The sequence below is a fragment of the Rhodococcus sp. 114MFTsu3.1 genome (genome assembly GCF_000383555.1).
Classification (GTDB): Bacteria; Actinomycetota; Actinomycetes; order Mycobacteriales; family Mycobacteriaceae; genus Rhodococcoides; species Rhodococcoides fascians_E.
The window spans coordinates 250515-270091 of the sequence record NZ_KB911549.1 but is presented as its reverse complement, the minus strand read 5'-3'; the positions used below and the strand labels follow the sequence as shown (position 1 = coordinate 270091).

Here is a 19577-nt window from a genome sequence, read left to right as displayed (position 1 = left end):
TCAGTCCTCGGCCCGCTTCAGCACGGCCAGAACGGTCAGGAACAGGATTTTGATGTCGAGCCAGATGGACCAGTTCTCGATGTAGTAGTTGTCCCACTCCGCACGGTCCGCGATGGACGTCTGTCCCCGGAGGCCGTGTACCTGTGCCCAGCCCGTGACACCGGCCTTCACTCGATGGCGCTCTCCGTAGCGACGGATCTGCATGGCGAACAGGTCCACGTACTCGGGCCGCTCGGGTCGCGGGCCGACGAGGCTCATGTCGCCGCGGATCACATTGAGCAGCTGTGGCAGTTCGTCGAGCGAGGTCTGCCGCATGATCTTGCCGATCTTGGTACGGCGATCCACGCCTTCCACGCCGCCCGGCGCAGCGCCCTCGACTCGCACGAACTCTGCATCGGACGCCCGTGGCGGACGCATGGACCGAAACTTCAGGCAGTCGAACGGAATTCCGTCACGTCCGATGCGTTCCTGAGCGAAGAAGATGGGGCCGGGCGAACTCAACCTCACCAGCAGCATGAGCAGCAGGAAGATCGGTGAGATCAGTAGCAGGCCGATGCTGGTCAGCACCCGGTCGGTGAGTCCCTTGAGGAGGAACTGCCATCCCTTGGGATCGACGTGAGGAAGAACCATGAGGGGGAGTCCGCCGATGTGCTCGACACGCGTCTTGAGTCCGACGGTGTCGAACAGACGCGGCACAACCCAGACTCGGATACCCAACTTGTGGGCGGACCTGACGGCAGCCACGAGCTCCTCGTGTTGAACGGACGAGAACGCCACGATGACTTCCTCGGCCCCGGTCGTCTTGGCGATCATCTCGAACTGGCTCGGTGTGCCGAGGTAGGGAACGTCGATGAAGTCCGGCGCGGTGGGGTCCACCGGTGCCACCGGTGTCACGTCCACGAGACCGATGGGGTTCAGCCCGTACTCGGGGAACTGACGCATCCGTGCGACGAGCTGATGACCGATCGGTCCACCACCGACGACGAGCGTCGGTGCCGCCGAGTTGTACTTCGCCCTGATGCGACGTTGGATGATCACGCGGATCAAGCGTCCTATTGCGATGGACACCGCTGCACAGATCCAGATGCGGACCATCAGTGCGCCGGGGCGGTACTCGGTGTCGACGACGATCATGATCGACAGCAGTGCAAGAGTCGCGAACGCGATGGCTGTCTCGACCGGGCCGATCTCGTCGAGGAAGTTCTTCCGGAGGCTCCGTCGGTACATTCCTCCGGCGCCGAGGAAAGCAATCACCAGAGGGATGAACAGCCAGGGCAGCCATCCCAACTCGGTGAGGCTTCCGGTTCGCCAGAGCACCCCCTCGATCACGGCGATGGTTGCGGCGATCACGTCGACCGAGATTGTCACCACCGTGTGCAGTGGATCGACGCGCAGTCGGTCCGTCAGGCTTCGCGGACGTGACTGGACCTCGCGCAGTGCGTCGGCAGTCGCCAAGGGTGATTCGAGAGTTTTAGACACGGGCCATTACTCCGTACGGGACCCAGTTCGTGTTCCAAGCACCGTCAAAGGCTATCTCAGACATTTGGCCCGAACCCCCTTTTGCTTTATCGATCGTGTTACGGAAAAGCGACCGATTTCCCGTTATCGATCGAAATACCGGGGTGAAAGTTCTGGATAGACGTTCTCATCCGAATATTCGCTCGCGAACAATCCACGCGAGATCCTGAAGGGTTTGTTGATGGCCGATAGTCCATTGCCTGGGCTGTTCGTCCCAGACGCACAGAGTCCCCACCGTGTGGCCCTGGCCGTCGTCGAGAGGGATGCCCATGTAGGACACCGCGAGATTGCCGAGGACTGCCGGGTGATTCTTCAGTAGTTCGTGCAGACGGGCGTCCTCGACGACGAGTGGTTCACCGCCGTCGACGGTGTACTGGCAGATGCTCTGGTCGATCGGCAGCTGGCGCGACTCGGCGATCTCGGCCGGCAAACCGACTGCGCTCTTGTAGAACTGGCGCTTGTCGTCGATCAGGGAAATGGCCGCGGACGGGACCATCAAGGCGTCGGCGACCATGGATACCAGTCGGTCGTAACTGTCTTCCTTCGGTGTGTCCATCAGGCCCGTCTTCTCGACGGCCTTGACGCGGTCGCGGTTGTGCAACGGGCGATCGGACTCGGGCTGCTCCTCGTCCGAGGTCGGTACCTCGATCCGTGCGGCCTGCAGATGGCGCAGCAGTTGGCCGAGTTCGGAATCGTCGTCGGCGGTGAGTTCCTGAACCAGCCGCGTGACAACCGCGCGGCGCACATACGCTTCGACCGATTCCCCGGCTTTTTCCGCCTGTTGCGCGAGAATTTCGTGTAAGCGGTCGTCGAACCCGGAAACAACGTCTGTCATTTTCCCGATGGTAATGCAGTCGAACGAAGTCGGCGTATTCATTCACTCGAGGTCGTGTCGGTGGCAGTAATTCGAACAGATGATGGTATTCGGCAGAACTGCTGTTATATTCTGCCGATGTTTCGGCGCGCAACGCTGAGCGTGCCGAAGATCGTGGTCACGCTTGCACTTCTGCTTGTCTCCATCGCTGCGGTGATCACACCCACGCACGCGTCACCTACGACGCCCGGGCGCACAGCGCCCTCGTCACCGGACGGACGGTGTTCCGGAATGACCAGCTCCCCTCGCATCGGTGCCTCGCCCGGTGCCACACTGGCTGCGGCGTCGAACGCGGATCTGAACGCGGAGTTGGATCTGGCGCGCGACGCCGGGTTGTTCTCGGTTCGGGTGGACATCGACTGGTCGACCATCGAACGCAATCGCGGGCAGTTCGATTGGACGAACACCGACCGTGTGCTGGCCGCTGTGGTGGCGCACGGTATGTGTCCGCTCGGCGTCATCGCCTACACACCGCAGTGGGCGCGCGTACCCGAGGCGATGGGTGACTCGCATTCACGGCCCGCGGACCCCAACGTCTACGCCGCATTCGCGCGTACCGTCGTCACCCGGTACCGCGACCACATGAATCTGTGGGAGATCTGGAACGAGCCGAACATCGTCGGATTCTGGAAACCGAAGCCCGACGTGGCTGCGTACTCGATAATGCTGCGCGCGGCCTATCAGGCGATCAAGCAGGTGCAGCCGGCGTCGACGGTCCTCAGCGGTGGGCTGGCTCCCGCAACGGACAACGGCACGAACATGAACCCCAAGTCGTTTCTCTCCGCCATGTACCAGCTCGGCGCGAACAAGTACTTCGACGCGTTCAACGTTCACCCGTACACCTACCCGTGGCTGCCGAACGACCCGAGTACCCAGGAATGGAGTACAGCGTTCGCGCTGTGGCCGATGCGCGACACCATGGTTGCCGGAGGCGATGCGGGCAAGCAGATCTGGTTGACGGAGTTCGGTGCGCCGACGGGAACCGCATCCAACGCGGTGAGCGAACAGGTCCAAGCGGACTCGATCGTCATCGTGATGGATGCGGTCCTCGGTAATGCGTGGATCGGGCCGTCCTACGTGTACAGCCTGCGAGATGCAGGCACGAACCTGGCCGATCCGGAACAGAACTTCGGGCTGCTTCGGCGCGATTTCACGCCGAAGTCCGCCTACGGGCGCGTCGCGGCCTTCACGGGGGCGTACTCCTGACGGCTGGGGGCTGCCGGCGCGAATCTCGGTAGGAACGCGGCGAGCGCGAGTGCGATCAGCGAAGCGCCTGCGGCGACGGCCATCGTCACCCGGAACCCTTGCTGCGACGGCAGTTCCGCCGATCCGAGCGTGATCGTCATCTGTGCCAGGATGACGCCTGCCACGGCGCTCGCGGTCGATGTCCCGAGCGAACGCATCAGCGTGTTCAGGCTGTTGGCCGCGGCGGTCTCCGAGGGCGGGACCGCGCCCATGATGAGGGCGGGCATCGCGCCGTACGACAGACCGATGCCTGCGCCGATGATGCAGGAGATGGCAACGAGCTGCCACACAGCGCTCATCGTGACGACACCGAACAGATAGCCGACGGCCACGACGATCGCGCCGAGCATCAGCGTCGTCTTCGGGCCCCTCGTCGTGGTGATCTTGGACGAGATCGGCGCGACCAGCATCATGACGATGCCGGAGGGGGCCATGACGAGACCGGTCACCAGCATCGAGCGGCCCAGTCCGAAGCCGGTTTCGACGGGCAACTGAAGAACCTGCGGGAAGACCAGCGTCATGGCGAACATCGCGAAGCCGAACACGACGGATGCGAGGTTGGTCAACAGCACCTGCCTGCGAGCCGACACGCGGAGGTCCACCAGTGGCTGCTTCGTGCGCAGTTCCCACCATCCCCAGAAACCGAGGGAGACGACGGCGACGGCCAACAGACCCAGCGTGGTGGAACTGCTCCACCCCCATGTCGCGCCCTTGGAGATCGCCAGCAGCAGAGTCACGAGAGCGACGGACAAACTGGCCGCTCCGACCGCGTCGAACGTTCCGCCGGTCCGCACCTCGGACTCGGGCACGAGCGTCAGCACCAGGATCGCGACGATCACGCCGAGTGCGGCGGACACCCAGAACAGGAAATGCCAATCGGCGTACTCCGCGATGAGCGCCGCTGCGGGAAGCCCCAGCGCACCGCCGACACCGAGGGAAGCGCCCATCGTGGCTGTCGCGCCGGCAAGCTTCTCTCGTGGAAGAACGTCGCGCATGATGCTGATGCCGAGGGGAATGACACCGGCCGCCAGCCCTTGCAGCGCACGGCCGACGACGAGCGGAACCAGTGATTCGCTGAGCGCGCCGACGATCGAGCCCGAGATCATCAGGACGAGGCTGACCATCAACAGCAATCGCTTGCCGAACATGTCGCCGAGACGACCCATCACCGGAACAGCGACGGCGCCTGCAAGAAGAGTGGCGGTGATGGCCCAGGCGGTGTTCGATGCCGATGCGTCGAGCAGGGTCGGAAGTTGGGGAATCAACGGAATGATGAGCGTCTGCATCAGTGAGACGACGATTCCGGTGAACGCAAGCACGGCAACGACGACGCCTGCTGGTGCCACCGTGGCGTTGTCGGGTGGTGGGGCAGTGGTCGACATGGGTTCGAGCCTCCCGGCGTTAGTTTTAAAGCAATTGACTGAATCAATTTAAAGCAACTGCTTGACGCAGGTCAAAGTGGCGTTGTTCACTGTGGTCGGTATGTCCGATTGATGACGAATCAGACGGTGATGACTGTGGAAGGCTGGTCCACATGACGCGTGCAGACCGCAACCTCGATACGCGTGAGGCGCTGTTGGCCACGGCCGAGAGGTTGTATGCGGAGGAAGGTATCCATCCGGTTTCGAACCGGCACGTGAGCGAGGCGGCAGGCCAGGGCAACAACGCCGCTGTCGCGTACCACTTCGGGACGAAGACGGATCTGGTGCGAGCAATTCTGGAGAAACATTCGCGATCGATCGAAGAGATTCGATCGCAGATGGTCGCGCGGGTGGAGGGTTCGGATGATCTGCAGGATTGGGTTGCGTGCCTCATCAGGCCCTACGTCTCGCATCTCGACTCTCTCGGATCGCCCAGTTGGTACGGGAGATTCAGCGTCCAACTGATATCCGACCCGGTGCTGCGGTCCGTCGCCTACGCCCGTGCCGGCGAGTTGACGGCGCTGAAACCCACCCTCGCGGGACTGGAGCGCTGTCTGCCCGAGTTACCGGTGAGTGTCCGAAAGATTCGCGGAGACATGGCCCGCAACCTGATGATGCACACCTGCGCCGACAAGGAAATGGAGTTCGCGGAGAATCCGGACGTCCCGCCCAACTGGACCGACTGCGGCACCGATCTCATCGACGCGACGGTAGGGATCTGGCGGGCGCCGGTGTCGCGGTCGTGATTCGAGGCTACTGACCGCCCGCGATGCGGATGGTCGTACCCGTCGCGTAGGACGCGTCGTCCGACAGCAACCAGGACACGGCGCCCGCGATCTCGTCCGGAGTGCCCGCACGCTTCATGGGCACCGACCGAGCGACCTTCGCCGGTCTGTTCGGATCTCGATGAAAATCGGTCCAGATGGTCCCGGGTGCAACGGCATTGACGCGAATGTTTCTGTCCGCCAACTCTTTGGCCAACCCCACGGTGAGTGCGTCGACTCCCGCCTTCGACGCCGCGTAATGAACGTACATCCCGGGGCTTCCGAGAGTGGCTGCGGCAGAGGAGATGTTGACGATCGAGCCACCCGAGTGCGTCATCGGCGCGATGGCGTACTTGATGCAGGCGAGAACACCGACAAGGTTGAGGTCGATGTCGGCCCTGATGTCGGAGAGATCGTTGTCCACGAGATCGCCCACGGCAGAGGCGGCCCCGGCATTGGTGACCAGCCCGGTGAGCGTCCCGAAATCCGCGACCTCTCCGTACATCGCGATAACGGATTCCTCGTCGGTCGTGTCCACGCGGCACACCAACGCACGACGTCCCGCAGCTTCGACGTCTGCGGCAACGGACTCGGCGGCTGCGCGGTCACGCACGTACGTGACGACGACGTCGTGGCCGTCGGCGGCCAACCGTCTGCACACCGCGGCCCCGATGCCACGGCTTCCTCCGGTGACGACGGTGGTGCGAGCGGTCATGCACGTCACTGTGCCAGATGCGCCCGAAAGTCCGATGACTCGGTGCCCCGGCGTTGTTAGGCTTCCTCGCGTGGCATGGGACGAGATCACCGACACCGACGAGTTGACCGCACTGTTCGGCACGCCGAGTTACCGGGCGGCCAACAAGGACCGCGATGCACTGTTGCCGATCCACCGGGAGTGGCTGTCCATGTCTCCGTTCTGCCTCATCGGAACGGCCGACGACACCGGAAGATGCGACGTGTCGCCGAAGGGGGACCCGGCGGGGGCGCTGGTTCACGTGCTCGACGAGACCACACTCGCCATAGCCGAACGGCCGGGAAACAAGCGGATGGACGGCTACCGCAACGTCCTGCTGAACCCGCACGTGGGAATCAACTTCTTCGTCCCCGGCCGCGGAGACACTCTGCGTGTCAACGGCGGAGCGCGGTTGCTCAAGGATGCGCCGTTCTTCGACGACATGAAGGTCAAGGGGCATCGTCCGATCCTGTGTCTGCTCGTCGACATCGAGCAGGTGTTCTTTCACTGCGCCAAGGCGTTCATGCGGTCACGGCTCTGGGAGCCGGACACCTGGAATCCGTCGGCACTCCCGACGGTCGCTCGGATCACCAAAGCGGTCATGCCGGATTCGCCCGAAACTCTCGCCGAGCTGGAGCAGTACTACGGCCCGTCCTACGAGAAGCAGCTGTACCAGCGCCAACAGCCCCAGTAGCGGGATAGATGCGTCAGTCGAGCCGACCGAATGCGACGGCGCCGAGGATGGTGTGGGCGCTCGCGATGACCCCGTCCAACGGCTCGGAGTCGGGTGCGAGCAACCACTGCTGGGTCATCATGAGCACGGCACCGACGAGACCGACCGCGAGTGTTCGACGGTTGGGCCCGGCCAGGCCGCGAGCGGTTCCGACCGAATCCGCGACGGCGAGGACGGCGTCGACGAACAGTCCTGTGGTCTGCCGGTACAGCGCGTCCACTTCGGCGGAGACGCCGAGAACCTCGAGCAGCACGATGCGCGCGGATCGAGGGTCGTTGGCGATGGTGCGGAAGAAGTTCGACAACGCCGATTGCAGAACATGCTCGGCGCCGGTGATGTGCGCGTCGCTGCTGACGTGGATGCTGGTGAGCATCGTCGTGGTTGCTCGCCGGTACACGGCCTCCAGAAGTGCCTCGCTGCTGTCGAAGGACTCGTAGAAGTAGCGTTTGGTCAGTCCGGCGGCGCTGCATATCCGATCGATCGACGCGGACCGGTAGCCGCTCGTGCCGAAGATGTCCACGGCTGCGTCCAGCAGCCTCTCTCGGCGGGCATCACGTCGCGCCTCCGCGCTCGACCCGCGGTAGGGCCTGCCGGGAGCGATCTCGGTTTCGGAAGAGCTCACGGAAAGATACTGACACCGATCGGTATCAGATGGGAAGTGACAGACACTTCGGTCACCTCAAGCGCAGGGCTAGATAGAACTCGACACGATGTTCGAGCAGCGACAGATCCCTGCCGGTCAACTCCTCGATTCGCTGGACTCGGTAGCGCACGGAATTCACGTGCAGGTGCATCTGCTCGGCGCACTTCGTCCACGAACCGTTGGTGTCGAGAAATGCGGCCAGCGTCCTGACGAGGTCACTGCCGTGGACCTCGTCGTACTCGGTCAGCGGCGCCAGCAGCCTCGACCTGAACATGAGCCGAACGTCGTCGGGAACACCTGCCAGCAGCAACACCAGAGTCGCGAGCTCGGAGTGCCCGACGACGTACCGACCGTCGGTTCGCCCGGCGGCCAACCTGCGCGCATGGCGCGCTTCCTCCACGGCGCTGCGAAGGTCCCGCGCACCGACCAGGGCGCTCACTCCGACGGCCAGCCCGGTACCGGCCAGCCCCGGCGACAGAATGTCCACCCCTCTACCGATCGACGCGGTCGCATCGATGTCGGTTGCCACTACGGCCAGCACCTCACCACCGACGATGCCGACCGTCGACATGTGGGGCACTGACAATTCCTGTACCAGACGACGAACCTCGCTCGGGCGCAGCACGTCCTGCTTCGAGTGTGCAGACGGTGACACCGAGGCGGCGATCACCTGATAGTGCGAGTCGACGGGCAGGCCGAGAAGCCCCATCTGCTGCGTCACGAACGAAGCATCGACACCCTCGCCGAGGGCACGGATGAATTCCTGGGCGAGGATTCCGGCCCCGGTCAGCCTGTCGTCGAACCTGTTTCGTTCGAGGGCAACGATCGAGCAGACCTGCTCGGCCAGTGCGCGGCGCTCGGGGTGCCACGTCTGCCAATCGCTTCCGACCGCCACGAACCAATCGACGACGCGGGCTGTGGAATTCCTGTCGACGGGAAGCATCGACATGTCGAGCGCGGGCGAATAATGCGGAAGCCGACGCGCGGTCAGGAACTCGTGTGCGAGCAGTGCCGCGTCGGGCACGGATTCGGAGCCGGCAACCACGCGACCCGTCGCTGCGAGGATCCAGCATTCGATGCCCAGCTCGGCTGCGACCAGATCGAGCAGCGCACCGATCCCACCTGTTCCCGTACCCTCCACCAATCTCCGGTGCCGCTCCAACACCGCCTTCACGTCGGACGCCCGTGCCGCCGACAACTGCCGGACCACCCGCTCGGTGACCGTTGCGAACGCAACGTCCGCGGGGACACGGAACAGTGGAAGTCCGTGGGCGCGACACGCGTCGACGAGGTCGTCCGGGACGGATCCACCTTCGGACGCCGCCAGCGCGGCGACGCCTGCCTTGGCGACGGCTTTTACGAACTCGTGTGAATCGCCCGGGCCCGTACGCCACATGAGTCCGGTGAGCACCAGTTCACCGCCGCTGAGGTAGCGACTCGGATCCAGCATGTCCGTCGTGACGACCCATCTGATGACGGGGTCGAAATGTTCGGGAGCAACCACCTGCTGCAGGTTCAGGTCCGACAAACCCATCAAATCGTGCAGCCTCACCGCGTGTCTTCCTTGCTCTTGTAGGAACCTCCAGAACCTACACTGTGATCGGCGTCATAGTTCGTCGTTCTTGTCTCTCGATCCTTCGGACGCCCGCGGCTGTACTTGGTGCATGGAATTCTTACGGCCTCAGACCTGGACCGAGGCGCTGTCCGCCAAGGCGGACGACGTCGACGCGGTGCCGATTCAAGGCGGAACCGACGTCATGGTCGAGATGAACTTCGACGTGCATCGCCCGGGCGCATTGTTGGACCTGAACCCGGTGACCGAACTCGCCGACTGGGAGCAGCTGCCCGACGGGACGCTGCGCGTCGGGGCGGGTGTCCCGTACGTGCGCATCATCGCCGAACTCGGCGACCGGCTTCCGGGTATCGCGCAGGCGTCGCGGACAGTGGGCTCCCCGCAGATCCGTAACCGCGGCACCGTCGGGGGCAATCTGGGTGGCGCATCACCCGCGGGAGACCTTCACGCACCCCTGTTGGCCGCCGGTGCCGTCGTCGAGGTCGAATCGGCTGCCCGCGGAACTCGGATGATTCCTGCGACCGAGTTCTACGTCGGAGTCAAACGGAACTCGTGCGCACCGGACGAACTGATCCGCGCGTTTCACGTACGGCCTGCGGCGGGCCCGCAGTACTTCTCCAAGATCGGTACTCGCAACGCCATGGTGATCGCCGTGTGCTCGTTCTCCATCGCACTGTTCCCCGAGCAACAGCGCGTGGGAACCGGGCTCGGCTCCGCTGCGCCCACGCCCCGGCGGGCTTATGCTGCCGAGGAATTTCTGGCGGGCGAGCTCGACTGGTCCGGTCCGCTCGACGACCGGATCGCTGTCCGCTTCGGCGAGTTGGTCTCGGAAGCAGCAAGCCCCATCGACGATGTGCGCGGCACAGCGCAGTACCGCAAGCACGCACTGGCTGTCATGGCCAAGAGAACTCTGGGCTGGTCCTGGAAAGAGCTCGGCGACAACGGAAAGGCAGCGTGATCTCATGCGAGTCAACTGCACTGTGAACGGCAAGGAACTCGAAGCGGACGACGTGTGGGAAGGAGAGAGCCTGCTGTACCTGCTCCGCGAACGTATGGGCTTGCCCGGATCGAAGAATGCATGCGAACAGGGTGAATGTGGTTCGTGCACGGTGTATCTCGATGGAGTACCCGCCTGCGCCTGCCTGGTGGCGGCGGGTCAGGTCGAAGGGCGCGAGGTCAGGACCGTCGAAGGACTGGCGGAGGGAGAGAAGCTGGACCCGATGCAGGAGGCCTTCGTCGAATGCGGAGCGGTGCAGTGCGGATTCTGCACTCCGGGTCTCGTCGTGCAAGCTCACGATCTGATCGAGCGGGTACCGAATCCGTCCGACGCGGAGATTCGCGAGTCACTCGCCGGAAACCTCTGCCGCTGCACAGGATACGAGAAGATCCTCGACGCAGTGCGTCTCGCCGCAACCAGGAAGGCCGAAGCCCAGTGACACGCACAGTGATTCGGAACGCATACATCGCACCCATCGTCGGGCACGAGATCCCGCGGGGATACGTCGTGATCGAGAACGGCGTCATCGCCGCGATCGGATCGGGAGACGCACCTGCGTCCGACGGAGCCGAGATCATCGACGCGGGCGGAGCTCTTCTGACGCCAGGGCTGGTGAACACCCACCACCACCTCTACCAGTGGGCGTCACAAGGGCTGGCCAAGGACAACACCCTGTTCGAGTGGCTCGTCGCGCTGTACAAGCCCTGGTCGAAGATGGACGCGGCGGTGGTCGGCGGAGCCGCTGCGGCCGGCCTCGCCTGGCTCGCCAAATCAGGATGCACGACCACCACCGACCACCACTACATCTTCCCGAAGGGGCGGGGTGACCTGTTCGCCGCCGAGATCGACGCCGCGAGCCGAATCGGAGTGCGATTCCAGCCGTGTCGCGGTTCGATGGACCGAGGGGTGTCCGACGGTGGTCTGCCACCGGACGAGGTGGTCGAGAGCCTCGACGACATCCTGACCGCGACGTCGGACGCGATCGACACCTACCACGACAGCTCGTTCGGCTCGATGCTGCGGATCGCCGTCGCTCCGTGTTCGCCGTTCTCCATCAGCAAGGACCTGCTCGTCGAGTCCGCATCTCTGGCGAGAAGCAAGAACGTTCGGCTGCACACGCATCTGGCCGAAACGCTGGACGAGGAAGAGCACTGTGTCGCTCAGATGGGCTGCACCCCCGTCGAGTACATGGAGCAGGTCGGCTGGCTCGGGGACGACGTGTGGTTCGCACACGCGGTGCACCTGCACGACTCCGACATCGCGAAGATGGCGGCCACCGGGACCGGAGCCGCCCACTGCCCGAGCTCCAACGCACGCCTCGGAGCAGGGATCGCGCGGATCTCGGATCTGCTCGCCGCAGGCGCTCCGGTGGGCCTCGGAGTGGACGGAAGCGCGTCCGCGGAGATGGTGCCGCTGGCCGGAGAGATCCGTCAGGCGATGTACATGCAGCGCGCCAAGTACGGTCCGACCGCGCTCACCGCACGCCAGGCATTGGAGATCGGGACGCTCGGCGGCGCAACAGTACTCGGTCGTCAGGACGAGATCGGGTCCATCGAGGTCGGCAAGGTGGCCGATCTGGCGCTGTGGCGCACCGACGGCTTCTACGCCGCGGTCGACGATCCGATCGTCGCGTTCGCCTACGGACAGACCCCACCGTTGGCCCGGCTGCTGGTCGGGGGCCGCACGATCGTCGAGGACGACGTTCTGGTCAGCGCACCGCAGGACGCGGTAGCCCGAGAAGGAGCCGACGCGCACCGTCGGCTCATGACACTTGCGAAGGATGTACTGTGAGCGCCCCGACCGACACCGCTCCTGCCAAGACAGCTCCTGCCAGGTCTGCTCCTACCAGGGCTCCCCACGACATCGCAGCCCCGGGACAAGGACGCGTCGGTGACAGCCCGTTGCGTCCCGACGGGACGTTGAAGGTCAAGGGAGAGTTCGCGTACTCGTCGGACCTGTTCATCGACGGGATGCTGTGGGGCGCAACGCTTCGGAGTCCGCATCCACGTGCGCGAATTCTGTCGATCGACATCTCGAAGGCTCTGGCCACCCCGGGCGTCGAAGCCGTACTGACGCACGAGGACGTGCCGGGCCGCAAGTGCTTCGGCCTCGATCACACGTGGGATCAGCCCGTTCTCGCATTCGACGAGGTACGCCACGAAGGCGAGCCGATCGCCTTGATCGCCGCCGACCACCCCGAGACCGCTCGCCGCGCAATGGAGAAGATCGCCGTCGAGTACGAGATACTCGAGCCCTTGACGGATGCACGGCGCGCGGCGCTCGACCCGACGTATCCGAAGGTGCAGGAGCGTGGGGGAGTAGCCAGGCATCAGCCCGTACGCGTGGGCGACGTCGCCTCGGCGAGAGAGCGCGCGGAGATCGTCGTCTCCAGCGATTTCTCCGTCGGCATCCAGGACCAGGCGTTTCTCGGACCTGAATCCGGCCTCGCGATTCCAGGCGAGGACGGCGGTGTCGACCTCTACGTCGCCACTCAATGGATGCACAACGACCTGGCCCAGATCGGACCGTGCCTCGGCCTGCCCGACGAGAAGATCCGCATGACCCTGGCCGGCGTGGGCGGCGCGTTCGGCGGACGCGAAGACCTGTCCATGCAGATCCACGCCGCCATGCTCGCGATGTACACCGGCAAGCCCGTGAAGATCGTCTACAACCGCTACGAATCCTTCTTCGGCCACGTCCACCGCCACCCCGCGCAGATGCACTACGAATACGGCGCCAGCCGCGACGGCAAGCTGCTGTACGCCGACGTCGAGATCATCCTCGACGGAGGTGCGTACACGTCGGCAACGCTCAACGTCGTAGGCAATGCGGCGTCCCTCGGCGTCGGGCCGTACGTGATCCCGAACATCGAGATCGACGCGTACGGCGTGTACACCAACAACCCACCGTGCGGGGCGATGCGTGGATTCGGCGCAGTACAAGCATGTTTCGCATACGAGTCGATGATGGACAAACTCGCCGAGGCCTGCGGAATCAGCCCCGTCGAAGTCCGGCAGATCAACGCCGTCAGCCAAGGATCGATCCTGGCGACCGGACAGGTCATCGAAGCACCCGCGCCGCTGGCCGACATGCTCGCCCGGGCCGAGGCAATGGCACTGCCGGCCCCGCTCGACGCGTCGGACATCCGTAACCTGCCGGGCGGTGCCTCCCAGACCACGCACGGCGAAGGCGTCGTACGCGGCATCGGCTACGGCGTCGGAATCAAGAACATCTGCTTCTCCGAGAACTACGACGACTATTCCACCGCCCGAGTACGTCTCGAAGTCATCGGCGGGGAGGCAACCGCCCTGGTGCACACCGCGGCGGCCGAGGTCGGTCAAGGGTTGGTCACGTTGGAGGCGCAGATCGCGCGCACCGAGCTCGGTGTGACCAAGGTGGTCATTCATCCGGCCGACACTGCAGTCGGGAACGCAGGTTCGTCGTCGGCGTCGCGTCAGTCCTACATGACCGGCGGAGCCGTCAAGGCCGCGTGCGAGGCCGTCCGTGACGCCGTGTTCGTACTTGCGAGCCTGCACCTCGGACGAGCCGTCAGCGGACTGACCCTCGACGGCGGAAAGATCGTGTCGTCGGGTGAAGTACTCGCGACGATCGAGGATGTGTTGGGCGACCGCGTGATCGAGCAGACACGCGAATTTCACCACCGACCGACCAGCGGGATGGACCCCGTCACCGGTCAGGGTGCGAGCCACACGCAGCTTGCACTGTGCGTGCACCGAGCGGTCGTCGACGTCGACGTGGAGCTGGGTCTGGTGAAGGTCGTCGAAATGGCCGCCGTGCAGGACGTCGGCAAGATCCTCAACCGGCTCTCGCTCGAAGGACAGATCCACGGCGGATCGGCGCAGGGCCTGGGTCTGGCCGTCATGGAGGAGATCGTCGTGAAGGACGGACTCGTGAAGAACCCTTCCTTCACCGACTACCTCATCCCGACGATCCTCGACATGCCGCCCATGAAACTCGACATCCTGGAGAATGCAGACCCATTGGCGCCGTACGGCCTTCGTGGTGCGGGCGAGCCGCCCACCCTGTCCTCGACGCCGGCCGTCGTCGCTGCCATCCGCGACGCGACCGGGCTTGCCCTGACCCGTGTCCCCATCCGCCCCGAACACATCGTCGCGCCCTAGGAGGGCACATGACTCAGCTCGATTCGTCCGGCACGCGCGAACGCAGTACCTCGCCGCTGGACAAGTTCTTCTCGATCTCCCTGCGCGGATCCACCGTGTCCCGAGAAATCCGTGGCGGCATCACCACATTCGTCGCCATGGCGTACTTGATCGTCCTGATTCCGCTCATCATCGGTGACGCCAAGGACGTCACCGGTGCCACCCTCGATCCGGCACAGCTGTCCACGATGGTGGCGCTGTCCGCCGGGCTCACGACCATACTGATGGGCGTCGTCGGCAACGCACCGCTGGCCATGGCCGCCGGCCTCGGTGTGACCCCCATCGTGGTGTTCCAGGCCGCGCCCTACATGACGTGGCCGCAGGCAATGGGACTCGTCGTACTCGAAGGCGTCGTCATCGTGATCTTCGCGCTCACCGGAGTTCGACAGCTCATCATGGACGCCATACCGTTGGTGCTCAAGCAGGCCATCGGAGTGGGTATCGGCGCGTTCATCGCCTTGATCGGACTGGTCGACGCCGGCTTCGTCGGACACCACGAATCTGCCGCCACCGCCGTGACTCTCGGGACGTTCGGCAAACTCGCCGGCTGGCCGGTCTTCGTGTTCTGCGTCGGTCTCGTCGTGATGCTCATGCTGTTCGTCCGACGCGTACCCGGCGCCATGCTCATCGGGATCTTCGTCGCCACCAATCTGGCGATCGTTCTGAACGCGGTGATCGACATCGACCCGAAGGCGTGGGGGCCCGTCGTGCCCAAGGTGCCGGACTCCATCGTCGCCACACCGCAATTCGGCCTATTGTTCGACGTGGACATCTTCGGCGGGTTCGCCCGAGCCGGAGTCGTCACCGCCTCGGTGGTCCTGTTCACCCTCGTACTGTCCGGATTCTTCGACGCCATGGGCACCATCCTCGGTGTCGGCGAGGAAGCAGGCCTGGTCGACAAGAAAGGCAAGATGCCAGGACTGAGCCGCATCCTCACCGTCGACGGCATCGGTGCCATCGTCGGCGGCGCGTTCAACGGATCCGCGAACACCGCCGTGGTGGAATCCGCGGCCGGTGTCACCGAAGGAGCGAGGACCGGACTGGCAAGCGTCGTCACCGGAGGACTGCTCACCAGCCTGATCTTCTTCACCCCGTTGGCCGGAGTGGTGCCGGTCGGAGCGGCAGCACCCGCACTGGTGCTGGTCGGTGCGCTGATGATGACCCACGTACGCAAGATCGACTGGGCGGACACCGACATCGCGATCCCCGCGTTCCTGACGATCGTGCTCATGCCGTTCACCTACTCCATCACCGTCGGCGTCGCAGCCGGTGTCATCGCCTACACCCTGGTTCGCGTGGCCAAGGGCAAAGTGCGACAGACACATTGGCTGCTGTACGTGATGTCCGCTGTCTTCCTGGTCTACTTCGCACTGCATCCCATCGAGGAAGCGCTCGGGATCTCCTGATGCGCGACATCGCATCGTCACTGGCGACCTGGAATTCCGTCGGAATGCCGTACGCCATCGCCACCGTCGTCTCCGTCTCCGGCAGCGCACCTCGCCTGCCGGGGGCGGCGATGGCCGTCGCAGCCGACGGCGAAGCAGTGGGAAGTGTGTCCGGCGGATGCGTCGAAGGTGCTGTCTACGAGCTGTGCCGCGACGTTCTCGCAACGGGTGTGCCCGTCAGGGAGAGCTTCGGATACAGCGACGACGACGCCTTCGCGGTCGGACTGACCTGCGGCGGCGTCATCGAGGTGTTCGTCTCCACCGCGCCGCCGGCGTCCGTCGTCGACGCGGTGGCCACCGGTGCCGACGTGGCGGTGGCCCAGCTGCTGGACGCCACCGGTGCGGTGCTGATGGTCGGCGCGCACGGGACAACGGGAACAACGGGTTTCGCGGACGTCGACGCCGTGGTCTCCAGCGAAGCGCTCGCCATGCTGGACAGTGGGTCGTCCGGCATCCGTTCGGTACGATGCCGCCCCGACGCCGAGGTGTTCGTCCAGTCTCACGCCACGCCGCCGCGACTGCTGATCTTCGGTGCCATCGACTACGCGGGCGCACTGGCCAGGCTGGGGAAGTTCCTGGGTTACCGAGTGACCGTGTGCGACGCTCGTCCGGTCTTCGCGACCGAGGCCCGCTTTCCCGACGCCGACGAGGTGGTGGTGGAGTGGCCACACAGCTACCTCGCACGCACACCGGTGGATTCGCGCACCGTCGTCTGCGTCCTGACGCACGACGCGAAGTTCGACGTTCCGTTGCTGGATGTGGCGCTACGGTTACCCGTCGCGTTCGTCGGAGCCATGGGTTCGCGGCGAACGCACCTCGACCGGCTGAGCCGTCTCAGGGACGTCGGGCTCACCGACCGCGAGCTGTCGCGGCTGCGATCGCCCATCGGCCTCGACCTCGGCGCCCGCACCCCGGAGGAAACAGCCCTGTCCATCGCCGCGGAATTCACCGCACTGCGACGGGACGGCAGTTGCCTGCCCCTCGTGCAGTCCACAGGTCCGATTCACCGCGACATCGAGAACGCACGCGTGTCCTGACTGCACACAAGTCGACGCCCCGGGGCCGAATGTGGCTTCCGGGGCGGACTCGTGTGCATTGACGGGTCAGGTCCTGCGGGAGAGGAGCTGCGGAGCGGCGAGGAAGGTACGACGCACCACACCGCGAAGGCCGAGCTTGTCGTACGCGGTGACGGGGTTCTTGTGGTGCAGGGAGGCGACGTCCACGGTGAACTCCTGGTCCGGGGCGAAGACGACGAGGTCGGCCACGGCGCCGACGGCTATGCGCCCCCGGTCGGGCAGGCCGACCTGGTCTGCGGTGTTCACCGCCATCCAGCGCACCACGTCGGCCAACGAGTGTCCGCGACGCGACGCCTCGGTCCACACTGCGGGCAGTGAGACCTGGAGCGACGCGATCCCGCCCCAGGCGTCGGCGAAATTGCCGGTGTCGAGTCGTTTGAGGTCGACGGTCGAGGGGGAGTGGTCGGTCACCACGGTGTCGATGATGCCGTCGGCGAGGCCCTGCCACAGCAGTTCTCGGTTGCCTGCCTCACGGATCGGGGGACAACATTTGAACTGTGTGGCACCGGGCGGGATGTCCTCGGCGTCGAAACACAGGTAGTGCGGGCATGTTTCGGCGGTGACGCGCACTCCGTCCTGCTTGGCCGCAGCGATCAGCGGCAGCGCGTCCGAGCTCGACAGGTGCAGAATGTGCACACGACATCCTGTGCGCCGGGACAACTCGACGACCTGTGCGATGGCGAGGTTCTCGGCTGCGCGGGGTCGCGAATCGAGGAAACCCGAATACGCGGTGCCCGACGGCGGGGGCGCGGACGAGATCACGCCCGCGTCCTCGGCGTGGACGATCATCAACCCGTCGAACGACGCGATTTCGATGAGTGCCTTCTCGAGTTCCGGTGCCGAGAGCGGTGGAAACTCGTCGACGCCGGAGTGCAGCAGGAAACATTTGAACCCGAAGGCACCGGCGTCGTGCAGCGGACGGAGTTGGTCGACGTTGCCCGGCACTGCGCCACCCCAGAAGCCGACGTTCACCACCGATCGATCGGCCGCCACCCGTCGCTTGATCTCGAGAGCGTCCACGTCCACGGTCGGCGGAATGCTGTTGAGTGGCATGTCGACGATCGTCGTGATGCCGCCGGCCCGCGCGGCACGGGTGGCGCTGGCGAAGCCTTCCCACTCGGTGCGTCCGGGCTCGTTGACGTGCACATGAGTGTCGACGAGACCAGGGAGCAGCACTTCGTCGTCGGAGAGTTCGACGACGTCGTCGGCGTGCCGAGCATCGAGGGAAGCGATGCGCCCGTCTCGAATTCCCACCGACACCGCGCACTCCCATCCGTCGACGATCGCGCGCGGTGCCCTGATCAGCAGGTCGAACCTATCGGCCACCGTCGGCTCCGACCAGTTCGAAGGGGGACGCCGCCTGCCAGGCCTGATCGACGCTGTCCAACGCTTCGGCGTCCAGTTCGCCGAAGAGTCTGAGCCTGGACAGCCCGCCGTCGGGATAGACGTCGAGGCGCAGGTGCGTGTACGACTCGGCTCGATCGATCAGGAAACGATGGCGGGTATCCGGTTGTACGGCTGTGCGCGGGAGGATCTCGGTCCACGCGGTGTGGTCCGCTTTGTGTCGCCGACGAGAGTCGACCGCGCTGAGCCGGATCCATCCCGGCGCGTTGCCGACGTAGTAGCTGGTGTCGACCTCCACGTGACGGGGAACGCCGGCTGCTGCCAGCTCGAAGATCGCGAAGTCGTTTCCGCCGCCGCGCCGACGAGAGTTCTCCCAGCCCTCGCCCATGTTGCGTGCGCGCCCCGGAAGGATGATGTTGGCGGGGGAGGAGTAGAAAGCGTCGGAGCATTCGGTCAGGGAGGCCCCGTTCTCGGCGGCGAGCAAGTCCACTGTGCCGCCGAGGAATCGAGGGTCCTGGACGACCTTGCCGTGTACACGGAATCGAGCGACACCTCCGTCCGGGTAGATCGACAACCGGACATGCGTCCAGCGGTGTCGATCGGCGACCTCGTAGAGATTCGCAGTGTCGCCGTCCGCCGGGGACTTGGCGACGATGGTCTGCCAGTCGGCCTTCATCACCTCGTCGATCGACGGGTAGCCGTCGACGAATGCGGCCTCGACCGACACGAAAGGCGGATAGTTGCCCTTGAAGTACGCGGTGTCGACCACCACGCCGTGGACGATGCCCGGCGCCGCGAGACGAACGATTGCCCAGTCGTGGCCACCGTCGTCGCGTCGCCGCCGCGTCTCCCAGCCGTCGTACACCTTGCCCTTGTGTCCGAAATCGTGGGGATCGAAAAACGGTGCTTCGGGACGAATCAGGTTCTCCCGCTGGGCGAACAGTTCGTCGTTGGCGGCCGAGACGCTTCCGCCCAGGGCGCGTGAGGCGAGATCGGTGAGGTGAGTGAAATCCTTGATGGTCATCTGTGC

The 19577-nt window shown here is 64.9% G+C and carries 17 protein-coding genes; 9 read left to right on the top strand and 8 right to left on the bottom strand.

What is annotated here, in order from left to right; genetic code table 11:
- Complete coding sequence (locus H292_RS0113300) at nt 1-1455, bottom strand: sugar transferase (RefSeq protein WP_020111726.1); 1455 nt, start codon at nt 1453-1455, stop codon at nt 1-3.
- A gap of 190 nt (nt 1456-1645) precedes the next feature.
- Nucleotides 1646-2353, bottom strand: a complete 708-nt coding sequence (locus tag H292_RS0113295; protein ID WP_019664822.1) for a GAF domain-containing protein — start codon at nt 2351-2353, stop codon at nt 1646-1648.
- Between the two features lie 117 nt (nt 2354-2470).
- Between H292_RS0113295 and H292_RS0113290 the strand changes: the two genes are divergently transcribed.
- Entirely contained in the window at nt 2471-3598 is a 1128-nt protein-coding gene (locus H292_RS0113290; protein ID WP_020111725.1) for a cellulase family glycosylhydrolase, read from the top strand.
- Here the strand turns inward: H292_RS0113290 and H292_RS0113285 are convergent.
- Nucleotides 3559-5019, bottom strand: coding sequence for an MFS transporter (locus H292_RS0113285; protein WP_020111724.1), 1461 nt, complete (start codon nt 5017-5019; stop codon nt 3559-3561). The genes H292_RS0113290 and H292_RS0113285 overlap by 40 nt on opposite strands.
- 152 nt (nt 5020-5171) lie before the next feature.
- Between H292_RS0113285 and H292_RS0113280 the strand changes: the two genes are divergently transcribed.
- On the top strand, nt 5172-5804 hold the full coding sequence (locus H292_RS0113280) for a TetR/AcrR family transcriptional regulator (RefSeq protein WP_019664819.1): 633 nt from the start codon (nt 5172-5174) through the stop codon (nt 5802-5804).
- Between the two features lie 7 nt (nt 5805-5811).
- On the opposite strand, the gene H292_RS0113275 is transcribed toward H292_RS0113280, so the two are convergent.
- Nucleotides 5812-6537, bottom strand: a complete 726-nt coding sequence (locus tag H292_RS0113275; RefSeq protein WP_020111723.1) for an SDR family NAD(P)-dependent oxidoreductase — start codon at nt 6535-6537, stop codon at nt 5812-5814.
- Between the two features lie 70 nt (nt 6538-6607).
- On the opposite strand from H292_RS0113275, the gene H292_RS0113270 reads away from it, so the two are divergent.
- Entirely contained in the window at nt 6608-7249 is a 642-nt protein-coding gene (locus H292_RS0113270) for a pyridoxamine 5'-phosphate oxidase family protein (RefSeq protein ID WP_019664817.1), read from the top strand.
- A 13-nt stretch (nt 7250-7262) separates the two neighbouring features.
- Here H292_RS0113270 and H292_RS0113265 read toward each other — a convergent pair whose 3' ends face one another.
- A complete protein-coding gene (locus H292_RS0113265; protein ID WP_020111722.1) occupies nt 7263-7910 on the bottom strand; it encodes a TetR/AcrR family transcriptional regulator in 648 nt (215 codons plus the stop codon).
- 52 nt (nt 7911-7962) lie between these two features.
- Complete coding sequence (locus H292_RS0113260) at nt 7963-9483, bottom strand: PucR family transcriptional regulator (protein ID WP_027498804.1); 1521 nt, start codon at nt 9481-9483, stop codon at nt 7963-7965.
- A gap of 112 nt (nt 9484-9595) precedes the next feature.
- Between H292_RS0113260 and H292_RS0113255 the strand changes: the two genes are divergently transcribed.
- The 6 genes from H292_RS0113255 to H292_RS0113230 are packed head-to-tail and all read left to right on the top strand — an operon-like array spanning nt 9596 to nt 17164.
- Nucleotides 9596-10462 carry an FAD binding domain-containing protein gene (locus H292_RS0113255; RefSeq protein WP_020111720.1) on the top strand — a complete coding sequence of 289 codons (867 nt, stop codon included), beginning with the start codon at nt 9596-9598 and terminating at the stop codon, nt 10460-10462.
- A 4-nt stretch (nt 10463-10466) separates the two neighbouring features.
- Entirely contained in the window at nt 10467-10940 is a 474-nt protein-coding gene (locus tag H292_RS0113250) for a (2Fe-2S)-binding protein (protein WP_019664813.1), read from the top strand.
- Between the two features lie 8 nt (nt 10941-10948).
- Nucleotides 10949-12292, top strand: a complete 1344-nt coding sequence (locus H292_RS0113245; protein ID WP_020111719.1) for an 8-oxoguanine deaminase — start codon at nt 10949-10951, stop codon at nt 12290-12292.
- Entirely contained in the window at nt 12289-14643 is a 2355-nt protein-coding gene (locus H292_RS0113240; RefSeq protein ID WP_230621100.1) for a xanthine dehydrogenase family protein molybdopterin-binding subunit, read from the top strand. The genes H292_RS0113245 and H292_RS0113240 overlap by 4 nt, the downstream gene beginning before the upstream one ends.
- 8 nt (nt 14644-14651) lie before the next feature.
- Nucleotides 14652-16088 carry an NCS2 family permease gene (locus tag H292_RS0113235; protein ID WP_019664810.1) on the top strand — a complete coding sequence of 479 codons (1437 nt, stop codon included), beginning with the start codon at nt 14652-14654 and terminating at the stop codon, nt 16086-16088.
- Nucleotides 16088-17164, top strand: a complete 1077-nt coding sequence (locus tag H292_RS0113230) for an XdhC family protein (RefSeq protein WP_020111717.1) — start codon at nt 16088-16090, stop codon at nt 17162-17164. Before H292_RS0113235 ends, H292_RS0113230 begins: the two co-directional genes overlap by 1 nt.
- Nucleotides 17165-17230: 66 nt before the next feature.
- On the opposite strand, the gene allB is transcribed toward H292_RS0113230, so the two are convergent.
- On the bottom strand, nt 17231-18529 hold the full coding sequence (gene allB, locus H292_RS0113225) for an allantoinase AllB (RefSeq protein WP_020111716.1): 1299 nt from the start codon (nt 18527-18529) through the stop codon (nt 17231-17233).
- A complete protein-coding gene (gene alc, locus H292_RS0113220) occupies nt 18519-19571 on the bottom strand; it encodes an allantoicase (protein ID WP_020111715.1) in 1053 nt (350 codons plus the stop codon). The genes allB and alc overlap by 11 nt, the downstream gene beginning before the upstream one ends.
- Nucleotides 19572-19577 lie beyond the last annotated feature (6 nt).

Excerpts from the sequence above, each read along its gene's own strand:
- H292_RS0113295 (WP_019664822.1), bottom strand. The coding sequence starts at position 2,353 with ATGACAGACGTTGTTTCCGGGTTCGACGACCGCTTACACGAAATTCTC.
- H292_RS0113290 (WP_020111725.1), top strand. The coding sequence starts at position 2,471 with ATGTTTCGGCGCGCAACGCTGAGCGTGCCGAAGATCGTGGTCACGCTT.
- H292_RS0113285 (WP_020111724.1), bottom strand. The coding sequence starts at position 5,019 with ATGTCGACCACTGCCCCACCACCCGACAACGCCACGGTGGCACCAGCA.
- H292_RS0113280 (WP_019664819.1), top strand. The coding sequence starts at position 5,172 with ATGACGCGTGCAGACCGCAACCTCGATACGCGTGAGGCGCTGTTGGCC.
- H292_RS0113275 (WP_020111723.1), bottom strand. The coding sequence starts at position 6,537 with ATGACCGCTCGCACCACCGTCGTCACCGGAGGAAGCCGTGGCATCGGG.
- H292_RS0113255 (WP_020111720.1), top strand. The coding sequence starts at position 9,596 with ATGGAATTCTTACGGCCTCAGACCTGGACCGAGGCGCTGTCCGCCAAG.
- H292_RS0113250 (WP_019664813.1), top strand. The coding sequence starts at position 10,467 with ATGCGAGTCAACTGCACTGTGAACGGCAAGGAACTCGAAGCGGACGAC.
- H292_RS0113235 (WP_019664810.1), top strand. The coding sequence starts at position 14,652 with ATGACTCAGCTCGATTCGTCCGGCACGCGCGAACGCAGTACCTCGCCG.
- H292_RS0113230 (WP_020111717.1), top strand. The coding sequence starts at position 16,088 with ATGCGCGACATCGCATCGTCACTGGCGACCTGGAATTCCGTCGGAATG.
- alc (WP_020111715.1), bottom strand. The coding sequence starts at position 19,571 with ATGACCATCAAGGATTTCACTCACCTCACCGATCTCGCCTCACGCGCC.